At 69.2% G+C, this 23116-nt stretch carries 19 protein-coding genes; 9 read left to right on the forward strand and 10 right to left on the reverse strand.

Going from position 1 to position 23116, the window contains the following annotated elements; genetic code table 11:
- Positions 1-12 precede the first annotated feature (12 nt).
- The 3 genes from rplT to infC all read right to left on the reverse strand — a co-directional run bounded on the left by rplT (position 13) and on the right by infC (position 1414).
- Positions 13-393 (reverse strand): 50S ribosomal protein L20, encoded by a 381-nt coding sequence (gene rplT / locus ABZV58_RS32685; RefSeq protein WP_039797323.1) that lies wholly within the window; start codon positions 391-393, stop codon positions 13-15.
- Between the two features lie 98 nt (positions 394-491).
- On the reverse strand, positions 492-686 hold the full coding sequence (gene rpmI, locus ABZV58_RS32690) for a 50S ribosomal protein L35 (RefSeq protein WP_040706116.1): 195 nt from the start codon (positions 684-686) through the stop codon (positions 492-494).
- A 74-nt stretch (positions 687-760) separates the two neighbouring features.
- Positions 761-1414, reverse strand: coding sequence for a translation initiation factor IF-3 (gene infC / locus ABZV58_RS32695; protein ID WP_084501921.1), 654 nt, complete (start codon positions 1412-1414; stop codon positions 761-763).
- Positions 1415-1756: 342 nt separating this feature from the next.
- Between infC and ABZV58_RS32700 the strand changes: the two genes are divergently transcribed.
- The 3 genes from ABZV58_RS32700 to ABZV58_RS32710 all read left to right on the forward strand — a co-directional run bounded on the left by ABZV58_RS32700 (position 1757) and on the right by ABZV58_RS32710 (position 3399).
- The gene (locus ABZV58_RS32700; protein ID WP_355004055.1) at positions 1757-2269 is read left to right on the forward strand and encodes a DinB family protein; all 513 of its coding nucleotides are present in this window, start codon (positions 1757-1759) and stop codon (positions 2267-2269) included.
- Positions 2270-2273: 4 nt separating this feature from the next.
- Entirely contained in the window at positions 2274-2612 is a 339-nt protein-coding gene (locus tag ABZV58_RS32705; RefSeq protein WP_355004056.1) for a DUF1844 domain-containing protein, read from the forward strand.
- Positions 2613-2679: 67 nt separating this feature from the next.
- Positions 2680-3399, forward strand: coding sequence for an alpha/beta hydrolase (locus tag ABZV58_RS32710; RefSeq protein ID WP_355004057.1), 720 nt, complete (start codon positions 2680-2682; stop codon positions 3397-3399).
- Between the two features lie 609 nt (positions 3400-4008).
- On the opposite strand, the gene uvrA is transcribed toward ABZV58_RS32710, so the two are convergent.
- Together uvrA and ABZV58_RS32720 are read right to left on the reverse strand one after the other, a co-directional pair.
- A complete protein-coding gene (uvrA, locus tag ABZV58_RS32715; protein WP_355004058.1) occupies positions 4009-7065 on the reverse strand; it encodes an excinuclease ABC subunit UvrA in 3057 nt (1018 codons plus the stop codon).
- 128 nt (positions 7066-7193) lie between these two features.
- On the reverse strand, positions 7194-9278 hold the full coding sequence (locus ABZV58_RS32720) for a glycogen debranching N-terminal domain-containing protein (RefSeq protein ID WP_355004059.1): 2085 nt from the start codon (positions 9276-9278) through the stop codon (positions 7194-7196).
- A gap of 231 nt (positions 9279-9509) precedes the next feature.
- On the opposite strand from ABZV58_RS32720, the gene ABZV58_RS32725 reads away from it, so the two are divergent.
- A complete protein-coding gene (locus ABZV58_RS32725) occupies positions 9510-10142 on the forward strand; it encodes a response regulator transcription factor (protein ID WP_355004060.1) in 633 nt (210 codons plus the stop codon).
- A 56-nt stretch (positions 10143-10198) separates the two neighbouring features.
- Here the strand turns inward: ABZV58_RS32725 and ABZV58_RS32730 are convergent, their stop codons facing one another.
- Positions 10199-10990 (reverse strand): sigma 54 modulation/S30EA ribosomal C-terminal domain-containing protein, encoded by a 792-nt coding sequence (locus tag ABZV58_RS32730; RefSeq protein WP_355004061.1) that lies wholly within the window; start codon positions 10988-10990, stop codon positions 10199-10201.
- Positions 10991-11128: 138 nt separating this feature from the next.
- On the opposite strand from ABZV58_RS32730, the gene ABZV58_RS32735 reads away from it, so the two are divergent.
- Positions 11129-12865 carry a GAF domain-containing sensor histidine kinase gene (locus ABZV58_RS32735; RefSeq protein WP_355004062.1) on the forward strand — a complete coding sequence of 579 codons (1737 nt, stop codon included), beginning with the start codon at positions 11129-11131 and terminating at the stop codon, positions 12863-12865.
- Positions 12866-12967: 102 nt separating this feature from the next.
- On the opposite strand, the gene ABZV58_RS32740 is transcribed toward ABZV58_RS32735, so the two are convergent.
- Complete coding sequence (locus ABZV58_RS32740) at positions 12968-14116, reverse strand: beta-ketoacyl synthase N-terminal-like domain-containing protein (protein ID WP_355004063.1); 1149 nt, start codon at positions 14114-14116, stop codon at positions 12968-12970.
- 260 nt (positions 14117-14376) lie between these two features.
- Here ABZV58_RS32740 and ABZV58_RS32745 point away from each other — a divergent pair, with 260 nt between their 5' ends.
- The 3 genes from ABZV58_RS32745 (at position 14377) to ABZV58_RS32755 (ending at position 18454) form a co-directional block, all read left to right on the forward strand.
- Positions 14377-15717, forward strand: coding sequence for a diguanylate cyclase (locus ABZV58_RS32745; RefSeq protein ID WP_355004064.1), 1341 nt, complete (start codon positions 14377-14379; stop codon positions 15715-15717).
- Positions 15718-15727: 10 nt separating this feature from the next.
- Complete coding sequence (locus ABZV58_RS32750) at positions 15728-16075, forward strand: antibiotic biosynthesis monooxygenase (protein ID WP_355004065.1); 348 nt, start codon at positions 15728-15730, stop codon at positions 16073-16075.
- A gap of 78 nt (positions 16076-16153) precedes the next feature.
- Positions 16154-18454 (forward strand): ATP-binding domain-containing protein, encoded by a 2301-nt coding sequence (locus ABZV58_RS32755; RefSeq protein WP_355004066.1) that lies wholly within the window; start codon positions 16154-16156, stop codon positions 18452-18454.
- 66 nt (positions 18455-18520) lie between these two features.
- Here the strand turns inward: ABZV58_RS32755 and ABZV58_RS32760 are convergent, their stop codons facing one another.
- Together ABZV58_RS32760 and ABZV58_RS32765 are read right to left on the reverse strand one after the other, a co-directional pair.
- Positions 18521-18973 (reverse strand): universal stress protein, encoded by a 453-nt coding sequence (locus tag ABZV58_RS32760; protein WP_141812754.1) that lies wholly within the window; start codon positions 18971-18973, stop codon positions 18521-18523.
- A gap of 417 nt (positions 18974-19390) precedes the next feature.
- The gene (locus ABZV58_RS32765; protein ID WP_355004067.1) at positions 19391-20260 is read right to left on the reverse strand and encodes a helix-turn-helix transcriptional regulator; all 870 of its coding nucleotides are present in this window, start codon (positions 20258-20260) and stop codon (positions 19391-19393) included.
- Between the two features lie 70 nt (positions 20261-20330).
- Here ABZV58_RS32765 and ABZV58_RS32770 point away from each other — a divergent pair, with 70 nt between their 5' ends.
- A complete protein-coding gene (locus ABZV58_RS32770; protein ID WP_355004068.1) occupies positions 20331-20801 on the forward strand; it encodes a VOC family protein in 471 nt (156 codons plus the stop codon).
- 24 nt (positions 20802-20825) lie between these two features.
- On the opposite strand, the gene uvrB is transcribed toward ABZV58_RS32770, so the two are convergent.
- Positions 20826-22997: an excinuclease ABC subunit UvrB gene (gene uvrB / locus ABZV58_RS32775; RefSeq protein WP_355004069.1), complete on the reverse strand. Its 2172-nt coding sequence runs from the start codon at positions 22995-22997 to the stop codon at positions 20826-20828.
- Between the last annotated feature and the right edge of the window lie 119 nt (positions 22998-23116).

Raw genomic sequence — 23116 nt, forward strand, 5'->3', positions numbered from 1 at the left:
GGGTCGGCCGGATCAGGCGGCCGGGGCGTTGACGTCCTGCGGGAGGGCGGCCTTGGCGACAGCGACCAGACCGGCGAAGGCCTCGGCGTCGGAGACGGCGAGCTCGGCCAGGATCTTGCGGTCCACCTCGACACCGGCGGCCTTCAGGCCCTGGATGAACCGGTTGTAGGTGATGTCGTTGATGCGCGCCGCGGCGTTGATGCGGGCGATCCACAGCTTGCGGAAGTCACCCTTGCGCGCCCGGCGGTCCCGGTAGGCGTAGGTGAGCGAGTGCAGCTGCTGTTCCTTGGCCTTGCGGTAAAGCCGCGAGCGCTGGCCCCGGTAGCCCTTGGAGGCCTCGAGGATGGAACGGCGCTTCTTCTGAGCGTTGACGGCCCTCTTGACGCGTGCCACTGGTCAGTCCTTGATCGAATAGGGGGCGCGTGCGGCGCCCGGGAGGTTGGTCAGGGGTGGCGTCCGGAATCTCCGGTCGCGGTGCTGCCCGAAGGGGATCAGATACCCAGCAGCTTCTTCACGCGACGGACGTCGGCAGCCGCGACGACCTCCGTGCCGTCCAGACGACGAGTCCGGCGGGTGGGCTTGTGCTCGAACAGGTGGCGACGGTTCGCCTGCTGGCGCAGCAGCTTGCCTTTACCGGACACCTTGAATCGCTTCGAGGCGCCGCTGTGGCTCTTCATCTTCGGCATGGATTCCTCTATCTGGTCGTCCCGGCGGTCGTCACCCGACCGCCGGTGTCTGTTCGTATAACTGCGGGCGTGGCCTACTCGGCCTGCTCCGCGGCCGGGGTCTCACCGGCGGGCGCGGCGCTCGCGGCAGGCCGTCCGGCCGATTCCTGCTGCGCCTTCACGCGGGTCTTCGCTCCCTTGTGGGGTGCGAGGACCATGGTCATGTTCCGGCCGTCCTGCTTGGCCGAGGTCTCCACGAAACCCAGGTCCGCGACGTCGGAGGCCAGCCGTTGCAGCAACCGGAACCCGAGTTCGGGCCGGGACTGCTCGCGACCCCGGAACATGATCGTCACCTTGACCTTGGACCCGGCTTCGAGGAAGCGAACGACATTGCGCTTCTTGGTCTCGTAGTCGTGGTCGTCGATCTTGGGCCGGAGCTTCTGCTCCTTGATCACGGTCTGCTGCTGGTTCTTCCGAGACTCCCGCGCCTTCTGCGCCGTCTCGTACTTGAACTTGCCGTAGTCCATGATCTTGCAAACCGGCGGACGGGCATCCGGAGCCACCTCGACCAGGTCGAGATCGGCCTCGAGGGCGACGCGTAGCGCATCTTCAACACGCACGATCCCAACCTGCTCGCCGCCAGGTCCGATGAGTCGAACCTCGGGAACGCGGATGCGATCGTTGATGCGGGTCTCAGTGCTGATGGGGCCTCCTAGGTCAAGCGGTGTCGTCAGACGACCGCAGGCAATAACTGCAACCCCTTGTTCAACACAAAAGCCCCGGTGCGGTATTTCACCGCAACGGGGCCCGAGTCGACCGATCACCGATGCCAGGCATCGACTCTTGCGCGCGAGAAGGCTCTCCGCGCAAGAAACCCACCACTTCGGGCGGGTGACCGGACCGTTTGACCTATACGATTGCTCGTCGGCAACGGTGGGAGTCGGGCTCCACTTATCAGCCCCGGGTCGTGCGGCGCCTGGCAACACGGTTCGGGGCGGTCGTCAGCGGAAAGTCTAGCATTGCCGTCCGCTATCGCCGAATCGGCTCGAAAACGCGTTGCGCGGCCCCAGCGGCGGTGCCACGCTCCCCCGGTGCCCGTCTCCTTCACCGACTTGCTGCGCTGGCAGTTCGACCTGACTTGGTCGCTGGCGAGCTACCACTTCGACGCCCTGACACCCGATGACTTGCGGTGGGAACCCGGCCCGCTCGTCTGGACCGTACACCGCGGCGCGGACGGCAATTGGCGACCGGACTGGGCCGATACCGAACCCGACCCGATCCCCGTGCCCACCATCGCCTGGCTCACCTGGCACATCGACTGGTGGTGGAGCACCGCGCTGGCCCACCTCGAGGGCCGCGTCCCGCCGCCGCGCGAGCAGGTGTACTGGGCGGGCGACGCGGTGCGGGCGCGGCTCGACGAACTCCGCGCCGCATGGTCCGCGGCGCTGGACGCCGCGGATCCGAACGCGCCCGCCGCGTATCCGTGGCCCGCCGACGCCGGGCTCACTGTGACGCACCTCGCTGCCTGGGTGAACGCCGAGCTGATGAAGAACATCGCGGAGCTCGGCCAGCTCCGACTGCTCCGGGCGGCCTCGCTAGCCTGAGGGCATGACTGACGACCTCGACTCCGTGCGCGAATTGGCCGACATCCCCGCCGTCGAGGTGATCAGCCGCGCCGCCGTGATGCTGATGAGTTCGGCCGCGGAGAAGCTCGGACTCGCCGATCCGGACCCGGAAAGCAGCCCGCACCGCGATCTGGACGAGGCCCGCCGCGTCATCACGGCGCTCGCCGGCCTGGTCACCGCCTCGGTCGAATACCTCGGGCCGCACGCCGGACCGATCCGCGAAGGCCTGCAGTCCCTGCAGCGGGCATTCCGCGAGGCCTCCGCCCACCCGGACGAGCCGGGCAAGGGCCCGGGCGAGAAGTACACCGGCCCGGTCTACTGAGCCGGTTTCCCGTCCCGTCCGCCGCGACCGCCCACGCGGGCGGCGGTCGATGCGGCATGCTGGCAGCATGGCGACACCGATCTTGCTCGTTCCCGGATTCTGGCTCGGCGCGTGGGCGTGGGACGAGGTGGCCGAAGACCTGCGCGGGCGCGGTTTCGACGTGCGGGCGCTGACGCTGCCCGGGCTCGACCCCGACGACGACGACCGGCTCGCGGCCACCATCGAGGAGCAGGCGGGGGCCATCCTGGCGGCCATCGACCCCGCGGATTCCGCTGTGCTGGTGTCGCATTCGGGCGGCGCCGCGCCGGGTTACCTGGCCACCGATGTCGCGCCGGAGCGTTTTCAGCACGCGGTGTACGTCGACTGCGCGCCGGTGCCGGACGGTTTCGTGCTCAACGATTCGCTCGGCGCGGCGCGCGAGTTCCCGCTACCGAGCTGGGAGCAGTTGGCGGAAGAGGGTGACAGCCTCGTCGGGCTGAACCAGGAGCAACTGGCGCGCTTCCGGGAGCGCGCGGTGTCGGAACCGGCGAGCATCGCGGGCGCGCCACTGCGGCTGAGCGATTCGCCCGCGCGCCTCGCCGTGCCGACGACGGTGGTGTGCACCAGCATCACCGCGGAGCTGGTGCGGCAGCTGAGCACGAGCGGCGAGGCGCCGGTGTTCAGCGAGATCGCGCGATTCGACGCGACGCTGATCGACCTGCCGACCGGACACTGGCCCATGTGGTCGAAGCCGATGGAGCTGGCGCAGATCATCGCCACGGCCGCGTCGGAGTCGGCGAAGAACTGAGGGCCGCGCGGCCGAGACGGGGCGGGCCGACACGACCGGCCCCGCCCGGCGCGTTCACTGCCCCGGGGTGACCGAGATCGACGAGCCGGTGGCGATCATGTTGGCGAGGGCCTGGAGAAGGCTGGTCAGACCGGCGCTTCCGCTGTCCATGGGGATTCCTTTCGCTGTGCGGCGCGCTCAGGCGCCCGGGTTGTAGTTGATGGACGATCCACTGCTCAGGAACGTGAGGATCTGCGCGACGAGCGCGGCGATGTCGACGCCTTCCATGGGCGTATTCCTTTCTCTCCCACCGGTTCTCGGGCGCGCAAGCGCCACGAATCGGTGCACTCACCGTGACTGTCCCGGACGCGCCCGGACACGGTGAGCCGATCTTACACACGGCTGTTTCACTTTTTCCGGCGTTTTCGGGACCCAATGCGCGGGCACTCCCGCGCGCGCATCGGGTGCGCCGCCCCGACGTTCGAACCACCCGTGCGCGACGCCCGGCCTGCTGGCCCGACCCGGTCGAACTACCCACCGTCGACCAACTCGCCGAAACGACGAGTGGCCGCGTCCTGGAGACGCGGCCACTCGATCGACGCAGCTCGGTCGATCAGCTCTGCTGTTCGATCAACGCAGCGCGGCGGCCTTCCTTGCCAGCCGCTTCGCCGCCGCGGTCTCCGACGGCGCCTTCTTGGCCGCCGCCTTCTCGGCCGGAGCCTTCGCCGCCTTGGTCGGCTTCGAAGCCGTCGGCTCCGCCGGAACCGCCTTGGCCGCCGCCTTCTTCACGGCCTTCTTCGCCGGGGCACGCTTGGCCGGAGCCGTCGCGGCGGGCTGAGCGAGCACCTCCTTGAGGAACTGGCCCGTGTAGCTGTTCGGCACGTCCGCGACGTCCTCCGGAACGCCCTCGGCCACCACGGTGCCGCCGCCGGAGCCGCCCTCGGGACCCATGTCGACCACCCAGTCGGAGGTCTTGATGACGTCCAGGTTGTGCTCGATGACGATGACGGTGTTGCCCTTGTCGACCAGACCGTTGATGACGGCGAGCAGCTTGCGGATGTCCTCGAAGTGCAGACCGGTGGTCGGCTCGTCGAGGATGTAGACCGTGCGGCCGGTGGAACGCTTCTGCAACTCCGCCGCCAGCTTCACGCGCTGCGCCTCGCCGCCGGACAGCGTCGGCGCGCTCTGGCCGAGGCGCACGTAGCCGAGGCCGACGTCCACCAGGGTCTTGAGGTAGCGGTGGATCGAGGTGACCGGCTCGAAGAACTCGGCGGCCTCCTCGATGGACATGTCCAGCACCTCGGCGATGGTCTTGCCCTTGTAGTGCACCTCGAGGGTCTCCCGGTTGTAGCGCGCGCCGTGGCAGACCTCGCACGGCACGTACACGTCCGGCAGGAAGTTCATCTCGATCTTCAGCGTGCCGTCGCCGGAGCACGCCTCGCAGCGGCCGCCCTTGACGTTGAACGAGAACCGGCCGGGCTGGTAGCCGCGCACCTTCGCCTCGGTGGTCGCCGCGAACAGGGTCCTGATCTTGTCGAACACGCCGGTGTAGGTGGCCGGGTTGGAGCGCGGCGTCCGGCCGATCGGGGACTGATCGACCTGCACCAGCTTGTCCAGGTGATCCAGGCCGTTGACCCTGGTGTGCCTGCCCGGCACCTGGCGGGCGCCGTTGAGCTTGTTCGCCAGCACGGTGGCCAGGATGTCGTTGACCAGCGTCGACTTGCCCGAGCCCGAGACGCCGGTCACCGAGGTGAGCACGCCGAGCGGGAAGGAGACGTCGATGCCCTTCAGGTTGTGCTCGGTGGCGCCGACCACGGTGAGCTTGCGCTTCTTGTCCACCGGTCGGCGCACCATCGGCACCTCGATGCGCTCGCGGCCCGAAAGGTACGCGCCGGTCAGCGAATTCGGGTCGGTGAGCAGTTCCTGGTACGGGCCGCTGTGCACCACTCGGCCGCCGTGCTCGCCCGCCAGCGGGCCGATGTCGACCACCCAGTCCGAGGCGCGGATGGTGTCTTCGTCGTGTTCGACCACGATCAGCGTGTTGCCGAGATTCTTGAGCCGCGTGAGGGTTTCGATGAGTCGCCGGTTGTCGCGCTGGTGCAGGCCGATGGACGGCTCGTCCAGCACGTACAGCACGCCGACCAGGCCGGAGCCGATCTGGGTGGCCAGCCGGATGCGCTGCGCCTCACCGCCGGACAGGGTCGCGGCGGCACGGGACAGCGTCAGGTACTCCAGGCCGACGTCGAGCAAGAAGCCCAGGCGCGCCTGAACCTCCTTGAGCACCTGCCCGGCGATCGCGGCCTCGCGCTCCCCCAGCGTCAGCGAGTTGAGGAACTTCGAGCAGTCGCCGATCGACAGGTCGCTGACGTCGGCGATGGACTTGCGCTCCTCGGCCGCGGCGATGGTGACGGCCAGGATCTCCGGGCGCAGCCGCGCGCCGTTGCAGACGGGGCACGGGATATCGCGCATGTACCCCTCGTAGTGCTCCTTCATCTGCTCGGAGTCGGTGTTCTCCATGCGCCGCTGGAGGAACGGCATGACGCCCTCGAAGTCGGCGTAGTAGGAGCGCTTGCGTCCGTAGCGGTTGGTGTAGGAGACGTGCACCTGGTCGGCGCTGCCCTCGAGCACGGCCTTGCGCGCCTTGACCGGCAGCTCCCGCCACGGGGTGTCCATGGAGAAGCCGATGGCCTCGGCGAGGCCCGACAGCAGCCGGGTGAAGTACTCCGCGGTCTGCCCGCGCGACCACGGCGCGATGGCGCCCGCGGCGAGGCTGAGCTCGGGATCGGGAACCACCAGGTCCGGGTCGACCTCCTTGCGGATGCCGAGGCCGGTGCAGTCCGGGCAGGCGCCGTAGGGCGAGTTGAACGAGAACGACCTCGGCTCGAGATCCTCGATGTCGAGCGGGTGGCCGTTGGGGCAGGCGAGACGCTCGGAGAAGCGGCGCTCCCGGTCGTGGGCGTGCTCGTCGCGGTCGACGAAGTCCAGCACCACGATGCCGTCGGCAAGGCGCAGCGCGGTCTCGATGGAATCGGTCAGGCGCTGCTTGGAGGTCGGCTTGACGGTGAGCCGGTCCACGACGACCTCGACGTCGTGCTTCTCCTGCTTCTTCAGCTTCGGCGGATCGGTGAGCGGATACACCACGCCGTCGACCCGCACCCGGGAGTAGCCCTGGGTGTTGAGCTGGTCGAACAGGTCGACGAACTCGCCCTTGCGTGTCCGCACCACCGGCGCGAGCACCTGGAACTTGGTGCCCTCCTCCATGGCGAGCACCTGGTCGACGATCTGCTGCGGGGTCTGCTTGGCGATCAGCTCGCCGCAGACCGGGCAGTGCGGAGTGCCCGCCCGCGCGTAGAGCAGACGCAGGTAGTCGTAGACCTCGGTGATGGTGCCCACGGTCGAGCGCGGGTTGCGGTTGGTGGACTTCTGATCGATGGACACCGCGGGCGACAGACCCTCGATGAAGTCGACGTCGGGCTTGTCCATCTGCCCGAGGAACTGCCTGGCGTAGGCCGACAGCGATTCGACGTACCGGCGCTGGCCCTCGGCGAAGATGGTGTCGAAGGCGAGGCTGGACTTGCCGGAGCCGGACAATCCGGTGAACACGATCAGGCTGTCGCGGGGCAGATCGAGGTCGACCCCCTTCAGGTTGTGCTCCCGGGCTCCGCGCACGGTGAGGCGTTCCGCCACCAGGTGTGTCCCTTCTCGATCGTGTGTTGACGTGCAGACATACCCCCGTTGGCCACTCTAGGCCGGGGCACCGACAAGTTTCGTCCGAGCGGCCGCCGAGCTGCTCGGACACCGCACGCGCAGGGCCGTCAGCCCGCCCGTCGCGTGCCCTCCGACCGCCCGATGACCTGCCATCCGTGCGCGTCCACCGTGACGGTCAACACCTCCGGCCCGATCCGCAGCCCGCTGATCCGCAGTGGCAGATACCGCTCGGGCACGGCGGGCGCCACCTCCGCCGCGCCCGCACCCGGCTCCAGCCGGACCAGGCTGCGCAGGAACAGCAGCGGCGCGGCCGCGGCCCAGGCCTGCGGCGAGCACGAGGTCGGGTACGGCACCGGCGCGTCGAACTCGGCGCGGTCGAAACCGCAGAACAGTTCGGGCAGCCGGTAGCCGAACCGGACCGAGGCGTCGAGCACCGCGTCGATCACCCGGGTGGCGTGCTCGGTGAGTCCGTAGCGCATCAGCCCGGCCGCGCAGACCGCGTTGTCGTGCGGCCACACCGATCCGTTGTGGTAACTGACGGGGTTGTAGGCGCCCATGTCGCTGGACAGGGTTCGGATGCCCCAGCCGGTGAACATGTCGGGGGCGAGCAACCGGTCCGCGACCAGCGCCGCCTTGTCCTCGTCCACGATACCGGTCCACAGGCAGTGGCCGATGTTCGAGGTCAGCGCGTCGATCGGCCGTTTGTCGCGGTCCAGGCCGACGGCGTACCAGCCGCGTTCGGGCAGCCAGAACTTCGCGTTGAACTCGGCCTTGAGCCGGGCGGCCGCGGCGCGCAACCGGGCGGCGGTGTCTCGGTCGCCGAGGTCGGCGGCCAGCTCGGCCCTCGCCAGGTACGCCGCGTAGACGTAGCCCTGCACCTCGGCGAGCGCGATGGGCGGTTCGGGCAGCGTTCCGTCGGCGAAGTTGATCCCGTCCCAGGAGTCCTTCCAGCCCTGGTTGTCCAGACCGTGGTCGGCTTCCCGCCGGTATTCGACGAAACCGTCCCCGTCGGCGTCGCCGTAGCGCTGGATCCACTCGATGGCGCGGTCGGCGTGCGGCAGCAGCTCGTCGCGGGTGGCGGCGTCGAGTCCCCAGCGGTGCAGCTCGCCGAGCACCATGACGAAAAGCGGTGTGGCGTCGACTGTTCCGTAATACACCCGGTCCCCGCCGAGCAGTTTCGTCGCGGCCCGGCCGAAGCGGATCTCGTGCGGGATACGGCCGGGTTGCTCCTCGGTCGCGGTGTGCTCGCGGACGCCCTGGAGACCGGCCAGGCTCTGCAAGGTGCCGATGGCCAGCCTGCGATCCACCGGCAGCACCATCCACGAGGTGAGCAGCGAGTCCCGTCCGAACAACGCCATGAACCACGGCGCGCCCGCCGCGACCACCGCGCGCTCGGGACTGGCGGGATCGAAGATGCGCAGGGCGCCGAGATCGGCGACGGCGCGGCGCAGCACGGCGGCCAGCGTCGGGTCGCCGGTCCGCACCCGCGGCGAGTTCTCGTACCAGGCGCGCAGCCGCCGGGCGGGCGCGCTGTGCGCGATCGAGCTGCCGCACATGTGCCGGGGCGTGACCACTGCCGAGCCGAGCAACGGCTGATACTGGACGCACGTCGACCAGGACCCGCGCGCGGGCAGCCGGACCGACCAGCGCAGCCGTCTGCCGTCGAACGTCGCGTCCACTGCCCGAACCGCCACCGCGACGCCGAGCGCGGGCGCCGCGATTTCGAGACCGCCGTCGTCCACCCGGTCCTCGGTGTCGGGGCCCGCGCCGACGCGACCTTCCTTGACCTCGAACAGATCCGCGAAATCGGCGTCCACCTCGAGCGAGATCGCGCAGTCGATGGGCTCGCCGGAGAGGTTGCGCACGGTGAGGTCCTCGCGCATGCCGTCGCCGACGTGCCGTCCGACGATCACCAGCGCGGTGCTGTCGGCGCGGCCCGGCGGCGGCGCGGTGCGCGCGAGCAGCGTGGCGCTGTAGGGGTCGGCGTACTGCACGCTCAACGGTTGCGGCGCTTGGCCGTCCACGGTCAAGCGCCAGCGCGAGAGCACCCTGGTGTCGCGGACGAACAGGCCCTGCGCCCGGCGCGGCTCGATACCGCCGCCGGATTCGCTGAGGCAGAACGTGGATCCCTCGACGAGCGTGACCGCGCCCGCCGTCCCGTGTTGCGCGGGTCCGCTGCCCCACGGGTCCATGACGTCACCCGTCCTTGCGCCGGGGATCGGCCGGAGCGCTCGGGGCGTTCCGCGGTGTCGCTGAATCGGTCATCGTTCGACAACTTCCACGCGTGCGGTCCAGAAATCCAGCATACTCGGAACATCAATACGCCCAGGGCAATTCGACCCGTTCCGTTCGCCAGATATTCGCTGGGACGGGATTCCCGAGATCGGCCCCGGGGCGGGATCCATGCGTAAGGAGGGGCCGCGGTGATCAAGGTGTTCCTGGTCGACGATCACGAGATCGTCCGGCGAGGGCTGACCGATCTGCTGGAGAGCGATCCCGAGCTCGCGGTGATCGGCGAGGCGGGCGATGTCGCGCAGGCCATGGCGGGCATCCGCGTGGCCCAGCCCGATGTCGCGGTGCTCGACGTGCGGCTGCCCGACGGCAACGGCATCGAACTGTGCCGCGATCTGCTCGCCGAAATCGACGGCCTGCGTTGCCTGATCCTCACCTCTTATACCGACGAGCACGCCATGCTGGACGCGATCCTCGCGGGCGCTTCGGGTTACGTGGTCAAGAACATCAAGGGCATGGAACTGGCCGAGGCCATCAAGGCCGTCGGCGCGGGCCGCTCGCTGCTGGACAACCGGGCGGCGACGGCGCTGAAGGCTCGGCTGCGCGACAGCGTCGAGGCCGACGGACCGCTGGCCGGACTCACCGAACAAGAGCGCAAGCTGCTCGCATTGCTCGGCGAGGGTCTGACGAACCGGCAGATCGCCGCGCGGATGTTTCTCGCCGAGAAGACGGTCAAGAACTACGTGTCGCGACTGCTGGCCAAACTGGGCATGGAGCGGCGCACCCAAGCCGCGGTGCTGGCTTCGCGCCTGCGGGAGGCGTGAGCGGCTTCGCGCCATGTCCGAAGGAGCGGCGCTGCCCCTGCGGACGATGCTGCGGTTCAGTCCTTTTCGGCGGGCGCGACGATCGTCAGGTCACCGTCGTAGCGGCGGTAGAGCAGGTGACCGCGGCGGGTCTCCACGTCGGTGAAGAACAGGAACGGCAGGCCCGCCCCGCACAACCTGGTCGCCGCCTCGGACTCGCTGAGCAGCGGGCTCGGCTCCGAATGCACCGTCATCGGTAGCGAATTCGCGCTCAGCAGCCGGATCCGCTCGAGCGGGGTGATCGTGGTCCACTGGCGGACGAGTCGCACGCCGAACGGGTCCGACCAGTGCACGATGGCGTCCTCACCGGTCTCGGCGTCGGTGAACAGGTACGCGTCGTAGTCCATCGCGTCCATCACCGCGGTCGCCTCGGCGGGCGTTCCGGTGAGCAGCGCGCACTCCTTGCGGCGGATGATCGGCCGCTCCTCGGTGACCTTGGCCAGCGGCGGCCGCGCCGGATCCGGCCACGCCCGAGACTGATTGGCGACCAGCCTGCTGAGCTGACGGTCCAACCGCTCGACGGCGAAGGTCACGGCGAACCCGCGCGGCCCGGTGACCTGCACCCGGGTCGGTGTGTCGGGCAGCCGCACGTTGGCCTGCACCACCGTCGGTTCGTCCGAATCCGGTGGGGCGGTGACGCGCACGCGCGCGGGCACGTCCAAGTGGTGGCGGCGCAGCACCCGTCCGATGGCGCGCACGGCACGCGTCACGTCGGCGGGCGGCACTGCGCCGCGGGTGGTGACCGCGAGCTCCGGATCCGCGGCGCTGGACCAATGTTCCGAGGAGTACAACGATTGCAACGAATTCATAGGACACCTCTACTCTCAATTCACCCAGTGCCGCTATCCCACCTCTGCAACGTCGCCGCGAACAGGGCCGAAAGTCCCCGATCCGCGAATTACACTGGCTGAAGCGCTGTTCACGCGCCCACCCGAACAGGAACCGATATGACCGAAGACAGCGGTAACGGCCTGTACTCGGTACGCGACACGCTCTCGCAACTGCGCCTGCGCGAATTGCTCAGCGAGGTGAAGGAGCGTGTCGAGCTGATCATCGACTCGCGCGACCGGATGGACGGTCTCGTCGAGGCGATGCTCACCGTCACCTCCGGCCTCGACCTGGACGACACGCTGCGCGCGATCGTCCGCACCGCGACCAGCCTGGTCGACGCACGATACGGCGCGCTCGCGGTGCGCGGGCACGACAGGCAGGTCGTCCAATTCATCGATGAGGGTATGGACGAGGTGGTCCGGCAACGCATCGGCCGGCTGCCCGCCGGACACGGAGTGCTCGGCGTGGTGTTCAATCGCCCGAAACCGCTACGGCTGGACGACCTCACCGAACATGTCGAGTCCGTGGGCTTCCCGCCGGGACATCCGCCCATGCACACCTTCCTGGGCGTGCCGGTGCGCATCCGCGACGAGGTGTTCGGCAGCCTCTACCTCACCGAAAAGGCGGGCGGGCAACGGTTCACCGAGGACGACGACGTGCTGGTGCAGGCGCTGGCCGCCGCGGCGGGCATCGCCGTCGACAACGCGCGCCTCTATGAATCGGCCCGCACCAGGCAGGCCTGGATCGAGGCCACTCGCGATATCGCCACCGAATTCCTCGCGGGCACCGAATCCGAGCGTGTCCTCGCGCACGTGGTGGATCACGCGCGCACGCTGACCGGTTCGGACCGCTGCTTCCTCGCCGGACTCGACGAGCACGGAACAACAGACGAGATAGACGAACTCGTGCTCACCCAGTGGTCGGGCCCCGGCGCCGGGCACGAGGGCTGGCTCGCCTCGACCGAGGGCACGGCGCTGGGCGAGGCGTTCACCCGGCGCACGCCGCTGCGCTTCGACGACGCGGCGCGCATCGATCTCGGGGTGCCGCTGGCCGACGTGGGGCCCGCGCTGATCCTGCCGCTGTGCACGCCGGACGCCACGCTCGGCGTGCTCGTCGCGGTGCGCCCGGTCGGATCCGCGCCCTACGCCGACGAACTCGTCGAACTCACCGCCGCGTTCACCGACCAGGCCGCGCTGGCCATGCAGCTTGCCGATACCCAGCGGCGGATGCGCGAGCTCGACATCCTCGCCGACCGCGACCGCATCGCCCGCGACCTGCACGATCACGTGATCCAGCGACTGTTCGCGATCGGCCTCACCTTGCAGGGGTCGCTGCCGAAGGCGGTGATTCCCGAAGTGCGCCAACGGTTGTCGACCTCGATCAACGAGTTGCAGGAGGTCGTCCAGGAGATCCGCACGTCGATCTTCGATCTGCACAGCGACGGGCACAGCGCGGGATTGCAGCAGCGCATCGAGCGCGCGGTGCGCCAGCAGACGGCCGACACCACACTCAAGGCCACCGTCCAGGTGACCGGTCCGCTCTCCGTGCTGGAGGCCGAACTCGCCGACCACGCCGAGGCGGTGGTGCGCGAGGCGGTGAGCAACGCGGTGCGGCACTCGGGCGCCGACATGATCGCGGTGGAGATCAGCGTGGCCGACGATCTGACGATCGTGGTCACCGACAACGGTTGGGGCGTGCCGAATCACGTCATCCGCAGTGGGCTGCGGAATCTGGAGCAGCGGGCCGAGAAGTCCGACGGCAGCTTCACGGTGAGTCCGGCGGGCAAGTCCGGCGACGGGTCGAGTCTGCCGGGGACGCGACTACATTGGTCGGTGCCGCTGCCCGCGGATTGACGCCCGGCCCGAGCAGCGACTCACCGGCGTCGACGGCCGACGTAGCAGCGCGGCGGCAGCACCGACTTCGACCGTCCCGCAACAGCTCTGCGCCGAGCGGCCTCAGACTCCCGGCGGCCCGAGCACCAGCATCGAATTGTGCCCGCCCATACCCAGCGACGACTTCAGGGTGAGACCGCCCTCGAACGGCGTCGGTCCGTCCAGCAGCCGTGGGTGCGCCGGGGCCACGATCGGCGGAGCGGGCAGCACCCCGCGCTCGTAGGCCATGGCCGCGACGGCCACTTCCACACCCGCCGCGGCGCCCTGACTGTGCCCGGTGAGCGGTTTGAGCCCGTACACGTGCGGGCGATCGTCGAACACCCGCGCGAGGAGATCGCGCTCGGCGAGTTCGCACTGCCGCGTCCCGGTTCCGTGCGCGTTGAAATACGCGATATCGCCCGCTGTCACCCCGGCTTGGGCAAGCGCGCGGTGGGCGCAATCGATGATCTGCGCGTGCTCCGGCTCCACCGACACCACGTGGTAGCCGTCGTTGGTCATGCCGCCGCCGAGCACCGCCGCGTAGGGCCGCTCGACCTCGCGGGTCAGCACGAACGCCACCGACGCCTCGGCGAAACCGAAGCCGCGGCTGCCCTCTTGGAACGGGCGGCACGCCTCGAGCGGTTCGGCGTCGGTGATCGCGGCGCCGAGGCGGACGAAATGCTCTGCCATGTCCGGCGTCGCGGACATGTCGGTGGCCACGCAGAGCACGTCGTCGGCGATGCCGCTGTCGAGCCAGAGTTTCGCCGTGATCAGCGCGACGTTGGCCGAACTGCACGCCGCCGACACGTTCATCGAGGGACCGCGGAAGCCGAACTCCTGCATCAGCACCGAGATCGGGGTGGACGGCAGCAGCCGCAGGTAGTCGCGGGAGCGGCGATGGCCCTCGTCGACCTGGTAGAAGTCGCGCCAGTTCACCACGTCGCCGAGCACGATCGCGTGCAGCAGACCCACCGTGCGCCCCGGCCGCCAGCCGCGTTCGCGGGCGTCGGCGACCGCCTCCCGGGCGGATTCGTGCATGGCGCGGCCGTAGCGGCTGGTGCTCACCGCCTGGTCGCCGCCGTCGGGCACCAGGGTGACCCAGGCGTGCTCGTCGCGGCCCGGCCCGTACCCGGGTTGTAGCTGTGCCGCGGATTTACCGCTGAGCAGTCCCTGCCACAGGGACTCACGCCCCCATCCGTATCCGGTCACCGCACCGACCCCGGCGATGGACATATGATCTTGGTACCGCACTCTGTGTTCCGGATTGACGCCCGGCATGGCAACGCTCCTTCGCCGGATCCCCGGGCCGGACAACTCTCGGTCGGCTCTGTTCTCGAGGAACCGGAGTCTGTAATGATCACCGGTAGGGCACGACGAGGTGCCCGAACCGTGATCGAAGCAAGTGCGTCGACGCTGTGACCGCGCGCGCGTCGACACCAGAATAATCCCATGTTCCAATGGCCATAGGTCGGTCGACGATCGGGGGTTTGCGAGTGGGTGAGGAGACGACGGGCGGCGTCGTCGACGCCGAACAACTGGCGCAGCGCTACCGGTCATTGATCGAGCACACGCCGGACGGTATCTGCGTGCACGAGAACGGCATCATCGTCTACGTCAACCAGGCCACCGTCCGGCTGCTCGCCGCGCACAGCGCCGACGAAATCGTCGGCCAGCCGCTCACCCGTTTCGTCCACCCCGACTCGATCCCGGCCATGCGCGAACGCATCGAACTGCTCACCAGCAAGGGCACCGCCTCGGTGCCCACCGAGATGCTGTTGCTGCGCACCACCGGCGAGACGGTGCCGGTCGAGACGGTCTCGGTGCTCACGCCCTGGCACGATCACTTCGCCTACCAGGTGGTCATCCACGATCTGACCGCGCAACGCGCCGCCGAGGACGCCCAGCGCCGCGCCGAACAGCACTTCACCACCGTGGTCTCCCAGCTGGAGGAGGGCGTGGTCGTCATCGATCGGGGCGGGCGCATCGAGTCGGCGAACCCCGCGGCGCACCGCATCTTCGGCGGCGACGAGCGGCACGGCGACATCGTCGGGCGCACCATCGACGAGCTGCCGATGGTGCTGCTCGACGCCAACGCCCAGCCGCTGCCGCCGAGCAGGCATCCGATGGCGCGCACCCTGGCCACCGGCGAGACGATCACCGGCTACATCTTCGGGGTCGACCGCAGGGACGGGCAGCGGCGCTGGCTCTCGGGCAGCAGCAGGCTGCTCAACCCCGGCGACCCGGACTCCCCCGCGGTCTCCTCCTTCGCCGACATCACCGAATTCCGCGCCAGCCGACGGCAATTGGAGTACCAGGCGACGCACGACTCGCTGACCGGCCTGGCCAACCGCTCGCTGATCCTGTCGCAGCTGGCCAACGCGCTGGCCACCAGCGAGGACCTGCCGTACTCGACGGTGCTGTTCATCGACCTGGACGGATTCAAGGCGATCAACGACACCCTCGGCCACGCCATCGGCGACACCGTGCTGCAGATCGTCGCGCAACGGCTGCAGCGCGCCCTGCGCGCCGACGACCTGGTCGGGCGGCTCGGCGGCGACGAGTTCCTCGTGCTGCTCTCCGGCCGCGCCCGGCGGGTCGACCTGAACGTGCTCGTCGACCGGTTGCGCTCCACCATGTCCGAGCCGATCATCGCGCGCGGGCACCGTATCGCGGTGGACGCCTCGGTCGGCGTCACCGAACTCATCCCCGGCGACCGCCGCACCCCCGAGGCCGTGTTGCACGACGCCGATCTCGCCATGTACCAGGCCAAGCCGCCCGGCCAGCGCGACAGCGGTGTCGGCAAGGGCCGCACCAACAACACGCACGCGTCCTGAAAGTCACCGCATGATCGTCGAACACGCCCTGCTGCCGGTCCGGCCAGAACTGACCGCCGCCTTCGAAGCTGCCTTCGCCGAGGCGCGGCCGCTCATCGCGAGCATGCCCGGCTTTCGCTCGCTGACGCTCTCGCACTGCGTCGAGGCGCCGGGCACCTACCTGCTGCTGGTGGAGTGGGAGCGGCTGAGCGACCACGTGGACGGATTCCGGCGGTCGCCGGAGTACCAGCAGTGGAAGTCGCTGCTGCACCACTTCTACGAACCGTTCCCGGTGGTCCAGCACTTCGAGCCGGTACGCATCGAGCCGATTTCGGCGCCTCCACCTGCGGTTACGGCGAGTGCGCCGAACGCGCAGTAGACTCGACAACTCTGTTTTCCGACGTGCGCGCGGGATCGACGCGCCCGTTCGCCCCTTCGCGGTGACAAGGAGTCCAGTTTGCCCGACCGCCTCGCCCACGACCGTGCCGTCACCGACGGCGCGGTCGAGCGGCCCCGCGAAATCGACAAAGAGCAGGCGTACCTATCGGTGCTCTACGAGCGGCTCGACGGGATGCGCGCGTACGCCAAGAACAGGCTGCGCACCGTGCTGCTGGAGACCGGTGGCACCCCGCAGGCGCGCAGCGAGCGCGAGTCGTTCACCCAGCTGTACTCCGAGGATCTGGCCAAGTACGACGCCGCCGAGCACGGCCTGTGTTTCGGCCGTATCGACCTGAACGGTGACGAACCGCGCTACATCGGGCGCCTCGGCATCCTCGACGAGAAGGACGACTACGCCACCCTCCTGCTGGACTGGCGCGCGCCGCTGGCCCGCCCGTTCTACCTGGCCACCACCGCGACGCCGGACGGCGTGACCCGGCGCCGCCACATCCGCACCCGCAACCGGCGGGTCACCGCGGTCAACGACGAATACCTGGACCTCGCTGCCGCCGAGCAGGCGGGCACGGTCGATTCCGACGGCGGCGTCGGCAGCGAGAGCGCGCTGCTGGCTGCGCTCAACGCGGCCCGGACGGGCCACATGAACGACATCGTCGAGACCATCCAGAGCGAGCAGGACGCGATCATCCGTTCCGAGCACAAGAGCGTGCTCGTGGTCCAGGGCGGACCGGGGACCGGCAAGACCGCGGTGGCGCTGCACCGCGCGGCCTACCTGCTCTACACCTATCGCCAGCAGCTGGCCAAGAGCGGCGTGCTGATCATCGGACCGAACGCGACCTTCCTCGACTACATCGGCCAGGTGCTGCCCTCGCTCGGTGAGACCGGCGTGCTGCTGTCCACCATCGGCGATCTCTACCCCGGTGTGAAGGCGACCCGCGAGGATTCGCTGCGCGCCGGTCAGATCAAGGGCGCGCTGAGCATTCTCGAAGTGCTCAAGCAGGCCGTCCGCGACCGGCAGGAGGTTCCCGCCGAACCGATCCGGCTGAGCTTCGACGGCTATCCGGTGACGCTGGACAAGAAGATCGCGACCAAAGCGCGCGGCCGGGCCCGGTCCTCGCGCCGCCCGCACAACCTGGCCCGGCCGATCTTCGCGAGTTCGGTGATCGACGCGCTCACCGATCAGCTGGCCCAGACCATGGGCGCCGAGCTCTCCGGCGGCCCGAGCTTGCTCAGCCGCACCGATCTCGCCGAGATCCGCGACGAGATGAAGTCCGATCCCGGCGTGCAGGCGGCCATCGCGCGGCTCTGGCCGATCCTGTCGCCGCAGGACGTGCTCGCCGATCTCCTGGCCGACCCGGCGCGGCTGGACCGCGCGGCGGCGAGCCTGAGTCCGGAGGACCGCGCGGAACTGGTTCGCCCCGACGACGGCGAGTTCAGCGCCGCCGACGCGCCCCTGCTCGACGAACTCGCCGAGTTGCTCGGCGTGGACGACACCGAGGAGCGGGAGCGGGCCCGCCGCCGCTGGCGCGCGCAGCTGGCCGAGGCGCAGGACGCGCTGGACATCCTCACCGGCTCGGCGCCGCAGGATCTCGAGGACGAACTCGACCCCGAGATCCTGATGGCCTACGACCTGATCGACGCGAGCCAGCTGGCCGAGCGCCAGGACGTGCGCGCCAGGCAGACCACCGCCGAACGCGCCGCGGGCGACCGCACCTGGACCTACGGGCACGTCATCGTGGACGAGGCGCAGGAGCTCTCGGAGATGGCGTGGCGAATGGTGATGCGGCGCATCCCGAACCGCTGGGTCACCGTGGTCGGCGACGTGGCGCAGACCGGCGACCCGGCGGGCGCCTCGTCCTGGCAGCGGATGCTGGAACCCTATGTGGCGCAACGCTGGAAGCGCACCGAGCTGACGGTGAACTACCGCACCCCCGCCGAGATCATGGCGGTCGCCGCCGAGGTGCTCGCGGTGATCGACCCGGAGGCCACAGCGCCGCGTTCGGTCCGTGAGACCGGCAATCCGCCGCGGGCGCACCGGGTCGACGCGGCCGAATTGTCCAGCGCGCTAGGCCGTTTGGTGGCCGCCGAGCAGGGGCCGGGCACCACAGCGGTGATCGCGCCGCACCCGCTGGTCGCCGAGCTGGCCGATCTGGCCGGGGAGTCGGTGCGGGTGTTGACGGTGCACGACGTCAAGGGCCTGGAGTTCGACGCGGTGTTCCTGGTGCAGCCCGCGCGCATTCTCACGGAATCGCCGCGCGGGATGAACGACCTGTACGTGGCGCTGACCCGCGCCACCCAGCGGCTCACGGTGGTGCACAGCGAGGATCTGCCGGAGGTTCTGTCGGCGCTGGATTCCGAGTAGCCGCCGAACGCGCGAAAGCTCCGCATCGCACCCGAACGGGCGATACGGAGCTTTCGCGGGAAGCTGTCAGCGAACGGTGTGCACGATCAGGACGTCCGTGCGGGACTTGCGCGCCACGTCGGACGGCACCGAGCCGAGCAGGCGGCCCGCCAGCGTGTTCAGGCCGCGGTTACCGACGACCAGCAGGTCCGCCTGGGTCTCCTTGATCAGGTTGAGCAGCGACTCCACCGGCTCACCGACAATGGCGCGCTCGACGATCTCCTTGGCGCCCGCGGCCGTCGCCTTGTCCCTGGCGGTGCGCAGGATCTCGTTGGTCGGGGCGGAACCGCGCACCTGGTAGGCCTCGTCCTTGAGCACGTCCGCCGCGGCGGCGACGTCACGGTCGTCGGTCGGATAGTAGGCGCAGGCCACGATCAGGGTGGAGCCGGCATCGCCAGCCAGTGCCGCAGCCTTCTCGACGGCCTTGTACGACGACTCCGATCCATCGGTACCGACGACAATGGTCCGGTAGGCGGTCATTTCTCCTCCAACTGTGCGGGTCGGGTGCCGACGTCCAGCGTCCCGGCAGAGTCGGGCACCAGCGCGGCGACTGCGCTCGACCATAGCCGCTATCCGGGCGGAAACAGCAGAAATCGCAACACATCACACTCGCCCATGCCCGGCTTTTCGCTCCGGCGTTCGAGCACCGAATGCGGTGGAGCCTTGGCGACCTGCGTGGATTCAATTTCTCGCGGATAATCCTGTGATTCTTCACAACCGCCATGAACGTTCTTGCGCGCCTGGGATATTCATCACAGGATACCGTCGCGCGGCGTGCGTCACACCGCCGCGCGGCGCCTCGGCGCCTACCCCGCCGAGCTCTTGACCAGTCGTGTTGAGTCTCGCCGCGGCGGCTCGCCCGCACATCGTCGCCTCCGCGACCCTCCGAATATTCGCTTATCGGCGGGATTCACCGGCCGTCGCGCCGACCAAATCGGACGCCGTGCGCAGCGAATGCCGCGCGTACTCCAGCGGCGCCATTCCGATCTCCGCGGTGAACTCACGAGAGAAATGCGCCTGATCGAAATAGCCGAGTTCGACAGCGAGCGCGGCCAAATCCCCGACCCAGCCCTTGGCGAGCAGATCCGCGCCATCCTGCAGCCGATAGCGGCGAAGCACCCATTTCGGGCCCGCGCCGACGTAGCGGCGGAACATCCGCTGCAGGGTGCGCACCGGCACCCCGAACCGCTCGGTGATCTGGTCCACCCTGGTGAGCGCGCGGTCGTGCTCCATCGCGTGGACGATCCGCGTCACCAACTGAAAGGTGGGGTCCTGATCACCGGCGCGCGGCGCGAGGAAATCCTCGATCAGCACGCGGCGGTCTTCGTCGGATTCGGCGGCAAGCACCCGTTCGGCGAGCCCCTCGGCGTCCGGGAACACCTCGGTGAGCGGCAGCGAACGATCACGGAGGGAACCGACGTCCATGCCGGTGAAAGCGCCGAACCCGCCCGCGCGGAACCGCGCGCCGAAGGTCAGCCCGCGGCCGGTCAGCTCCCGGGTGTACTTCGTGGTGCACACTCCGTTCACGAAGCCGCCGATACGGTGCGCGGAGTGTTCGAAGGTGACGTTCACGCACGGGAACGACAGCACCTCCGCGACATACGGTGGGCGATCGCGCAGATCCCAGTGCACGACCCAGTACCAGTCGACGAACTCGCCGACCCGCGGGCCCGGCGCGAGCCGAGTCAGGCTGCGATGCCGAGATTGCTCCCCCGGGTGCAGGATTCCCTTCTCGCTGTCCATCGGAGTCCGTTCGTCAGCGACCATCGCGCGCCTCCCCCGGAGGTTGTCGCTTTCTTACAAGAGCGGGCGCGCCGGCCCTGACAGAGTCGAAGTCATGACGACATCGGTGAACCCCATCCCCTCCGGCTACCACTCGATCACCTGTTTCCTCGCGGTCGCCGACGCGAACAAGGCCATCGAGTTCTACTCCGCGGTCTTCGGCGCCAAGGTGATCAGCCGCAACGACCTGCCCGACGGGCAGCCCGCGCACGCCGAACTCCAGATCGGCGACTCGACGCTGCAACTCGGTATGCCCATGCCCGCCAACGGTGTTCAGGCCCCGAACGGCGAGTGGGTGCACACCTCGATCGTGCACTACTGCCCCGACGTCGACGCCGTCGTCCAGCGCGCGATCGAACACGGCGCGCGCAGCGCCGAGGAGCCGCAGACCTTCGTCAGCGGCGACCGCTTCGGCGTCGTGATCGATCCGTTCGGCCACCGATGGGCGGTGATGACCCGCGTCGAGGACGTCCCGCACGAGGAGGCCCAGCGCCGCGTCCAGGAGTGGATGGCGTCGCAGAGCTGACGCCGCGACGGACGCCATCGCGACTCAGCTCAGTCCGGCGGCGTCCATGCCGCGCAGTTCCTTCTTCAGGTCGGCGATCTCGTCGCGCAGCCTGCCCGCCAGCTCGAACTGCAACTCGCGGGCCGCGTTCATCATCTGCGCGGTGAGTTCCTTGACCAGGTCGGCGAGTTCGGCGCGCGGCATCGATTTGATGTCGCGTCCCTCGTAGACGCCCGCGCTCACCGCGCGACCGGGTTCGCCCTGGGCGCGGCGGCCGCGGCTCACGTTGCGACCCGAGCCGCCGACCTCGACCTCGTTCTCGTCGGCCTCCCGGTACACCTGGTCCAGGATGTCGGCGATCTTCTTGCGCAACGGCTGCGGGTCGATGCCCATCTGCTCGTTGTAGGCCACCTGCTTGGCCCTGCGCCGCTCGGTCTCCTCGATCGCGTGGCGCATGGAGTCGGTGACTTTGTCGGCGTACATGTGCACTTCACCGGAGACGTTGCGAGCCGCGCGGCCGATGGTCTGGATGAGGCTGGTGCTGCTGCGCAGGAAGCCCTCCTTGTCGGCGTCCAGGATCGCGACGAGGGAGACCTCCGGCAGGTCGAGGCCCTCGCGCAGCAGGTTGATGCCGACGAGCACGTCGTACTCGCCGAGGCGCAGCTGGCGCAGCAACTCGACGCGGCGCAGCGTGTCGATCTCCGAGTGCAGATAGCGCACCCGGACACCGAGCCCGAGCAGGTAATCGGTGAGGTCCTCGGCCATCTTCTTGGTGAGCGTGGTGACCAGCACCCGCTCGTCCCGGTCGGTGCGCTGCCGGATCTCGTGCAGCAGGTCGTCGATCTGGCCCTTGGTCGGCTTCACCACCACCTGCGGGTCGACCAGGCCGGTCGGGCGGATGACCTGCTCGACCACCTCGCCGCCCGCCTGCCCCAGCTCGTACGGGCCCGGCGTCGCGGACAGGTACACCGTCTGCCCGATGCGATCGGCGAACTCCTCCCAGGTGAGCGGGCGGTTGTCGATCGCGGACGGCAGTCGGAAGCCGTACTCGACCAGATTCCGCTTGCGCGACATGTCGCCCTCGTACATGCCGCCGATCTGCGGCACGGTGACATGCGACTCGTCGATGACGAGCAGGAAGTCCTCGGGAAAGTAGTCGAGCAGCGTCGCGGGCGCCGACCCGGCCGCGCGGCCGTCGATGTGGCGCGAGTAGTTCTCGATGCCGGAGCAGAACCCGACCTGCCGGATCATCTCCAAGTCGTATTGGGTGCGCATGCGCAGGCGCTGGGCCTCCAGCAGCTTGCCCTGGCGCTCGAACTCGGCGAGACGCTCCTCGAGTTCCTGTTCGATGTCGCGGGTCGCGCGCTCCATCCGGTCCGGGCCCGCCACGTAGTGGGTCGCCGGGAAGATGCGCAGCGTGTCCACCTTGCGCACCACGTCTCCGGTCAGCGGGTGCAGATAGTAGAGCGCCTCGATCTCGTCGCCGAAGAACTCGATGCGCACCGCGAGTTCCTCGTAGGACGGGATGATCTCGACGGTGTCGCCGCGGACGCGGAACGACCCGCGGGTGAAGGACAGGTCGTTGCGGGTGTACTGCACGTCGACCAGCAACCGCAGCAGCGCGTCCCTGTCGACCTCGGTGCCGACCTCGAGCTGCACCGAGCGGTCCAGGTAGGACTGCGGCGTGCCGAGGCCGTAGATGCAGGACACCGAGGCGACCACCACCACGTCGCGGCGGGACAGCAGGCTCGAGGTCGCCGAGTGGCGCAGCCGCTCCACATCGTCGTTGATCGAGCTGTCCTTCTCGATGTAGGTGTCGGTCTGGGCGATGTACGCCTCGGGTTGGTAGTAGTCGTAGTACGAGACGAAGTACTCGACCGCGTTGTGCGGAAGCATCTCGCGCAACTCGTTGGCCAGCTGGGCGGCGAGCGTCTTGTTCGGCGCCATCACCAGGGTCGGGCGCTGCAACTTCTCGATGAGCCATGCCGTGGTGGCCGACTTACCGGTACCGGTGGCGCCGAGCAGGACGACGTCGCGCTCGCCAGCCTTGATCCTGCGCTCCAACTCCGCGATGGCCGCGGGCTGATCACCCGCGGGCTGGTGCTCGCTGACCACCTGGAACTGCCCCTCGGTGCGCTCGATGGCGCCGACGGGACGGAACTCCGAATGCGCGAGCGGGGTCGCGCCCTCGGCGGGAATCTCGGTAGCGAAAGCCATGACAATCAGCGTAGGCCCAGGCACCGACAGATTTCGCGGCTCGGTGACCCGGCGCACGCGCGGGCCCTGTCAGTGGGGCCGAACTCCCCTCCTGCTCGGCCCCACTCCCGGCGGAGCGG

Source organism: Nocardia sp. NPDC004654, from assembly GCF_040609595.1.
GTDB lineage: Bacteria > Actinomycetota > Actinomycetes > Mycobacteriales > Mycobacteriaceae > Nocardia.

Coding starts and splice junctions, on each gene's coding strand:
- rpmI (WP_040706116.1), bottom strand. CDS start 686: ATGCCGAAGATGAAGAGCCACAGCGGCGCCTCGAAGCGATTCAAGGTG.
- ABZV58_RS32705 (WP_355004056.1), top strand. CDS start 2,274: ATGACTGACGACCTCGACTCCGTGCGCGAATTGGCCGACATCCCCGCC.
- ABZV58_RS32710 (WP_355004057.1), top strand. CDS start 2,680: ATGGCGACACCGATCTTGCTCGTTCCCGGATTCTGGCTCGGCGCGTGG.
- ABZV58_RS32720 (WP_355004059.1), bottom strand. CDS start 9,278: ATGGACCCGTGGGGCAGCGGACCCGCGCAACACGGGACGGCGGGCGCG.
- ABZV58_RS32730 (WP_355004061.1), bottom strand. CDS start 10,990: ATGAATTCGTTGCAATCGTTGTACTCCTCGGAACATTGGTCCAGCGCC.
- ABZV58_RS32735 (WP_355004062.1), top strand. CDS start 11,129: ATGACCGAAGACAGCGGTAACGGCCTGTACTCGGTACGCGACACGCTC.
- ABZV58_RS32740 (WP_355004063.1), bottom strand. CDS start 14,116: ATGTCCATCGCCGGGGTCGGTGCGGTGACCGGATACGGATGGGGGCGT.
- ABZV58_RS32750 (WP_355004065.1), top strand. CDS start 15,728: ATGATCGTCGAACACGCCCTGCTGCCGGTCCGGCCAGAACTGACCGCC.
- ABZV58_RS32760 (WP_141812754.1), bottom strand. CDS start 18,973: ATGACCGCCTACCGGACCATTGTCGTCGGTACCGATGGATCGGAGTCG.
- ABZV58_RS32765 (WP_355004067.1), bottom strand. CDS start 20,260: ATGGTCGCTGACGAACGGACTCCGATGGACAGCGAGAAGGGAATCCTG.
- ABZV58_RS32770 (WP_355004068.1), top strand. CDS start 20,331: ATGACGACATCGGTGAACCCCATCCCCTCCGGCTACCACTCGATCACC.
- uvrB (WP_355004069.1), bottom strand. CDS start 22,997: ATGGCTTTCGCTACCGAGATTCCCGCCGAGGGCGCGACCCCGCTCGCG.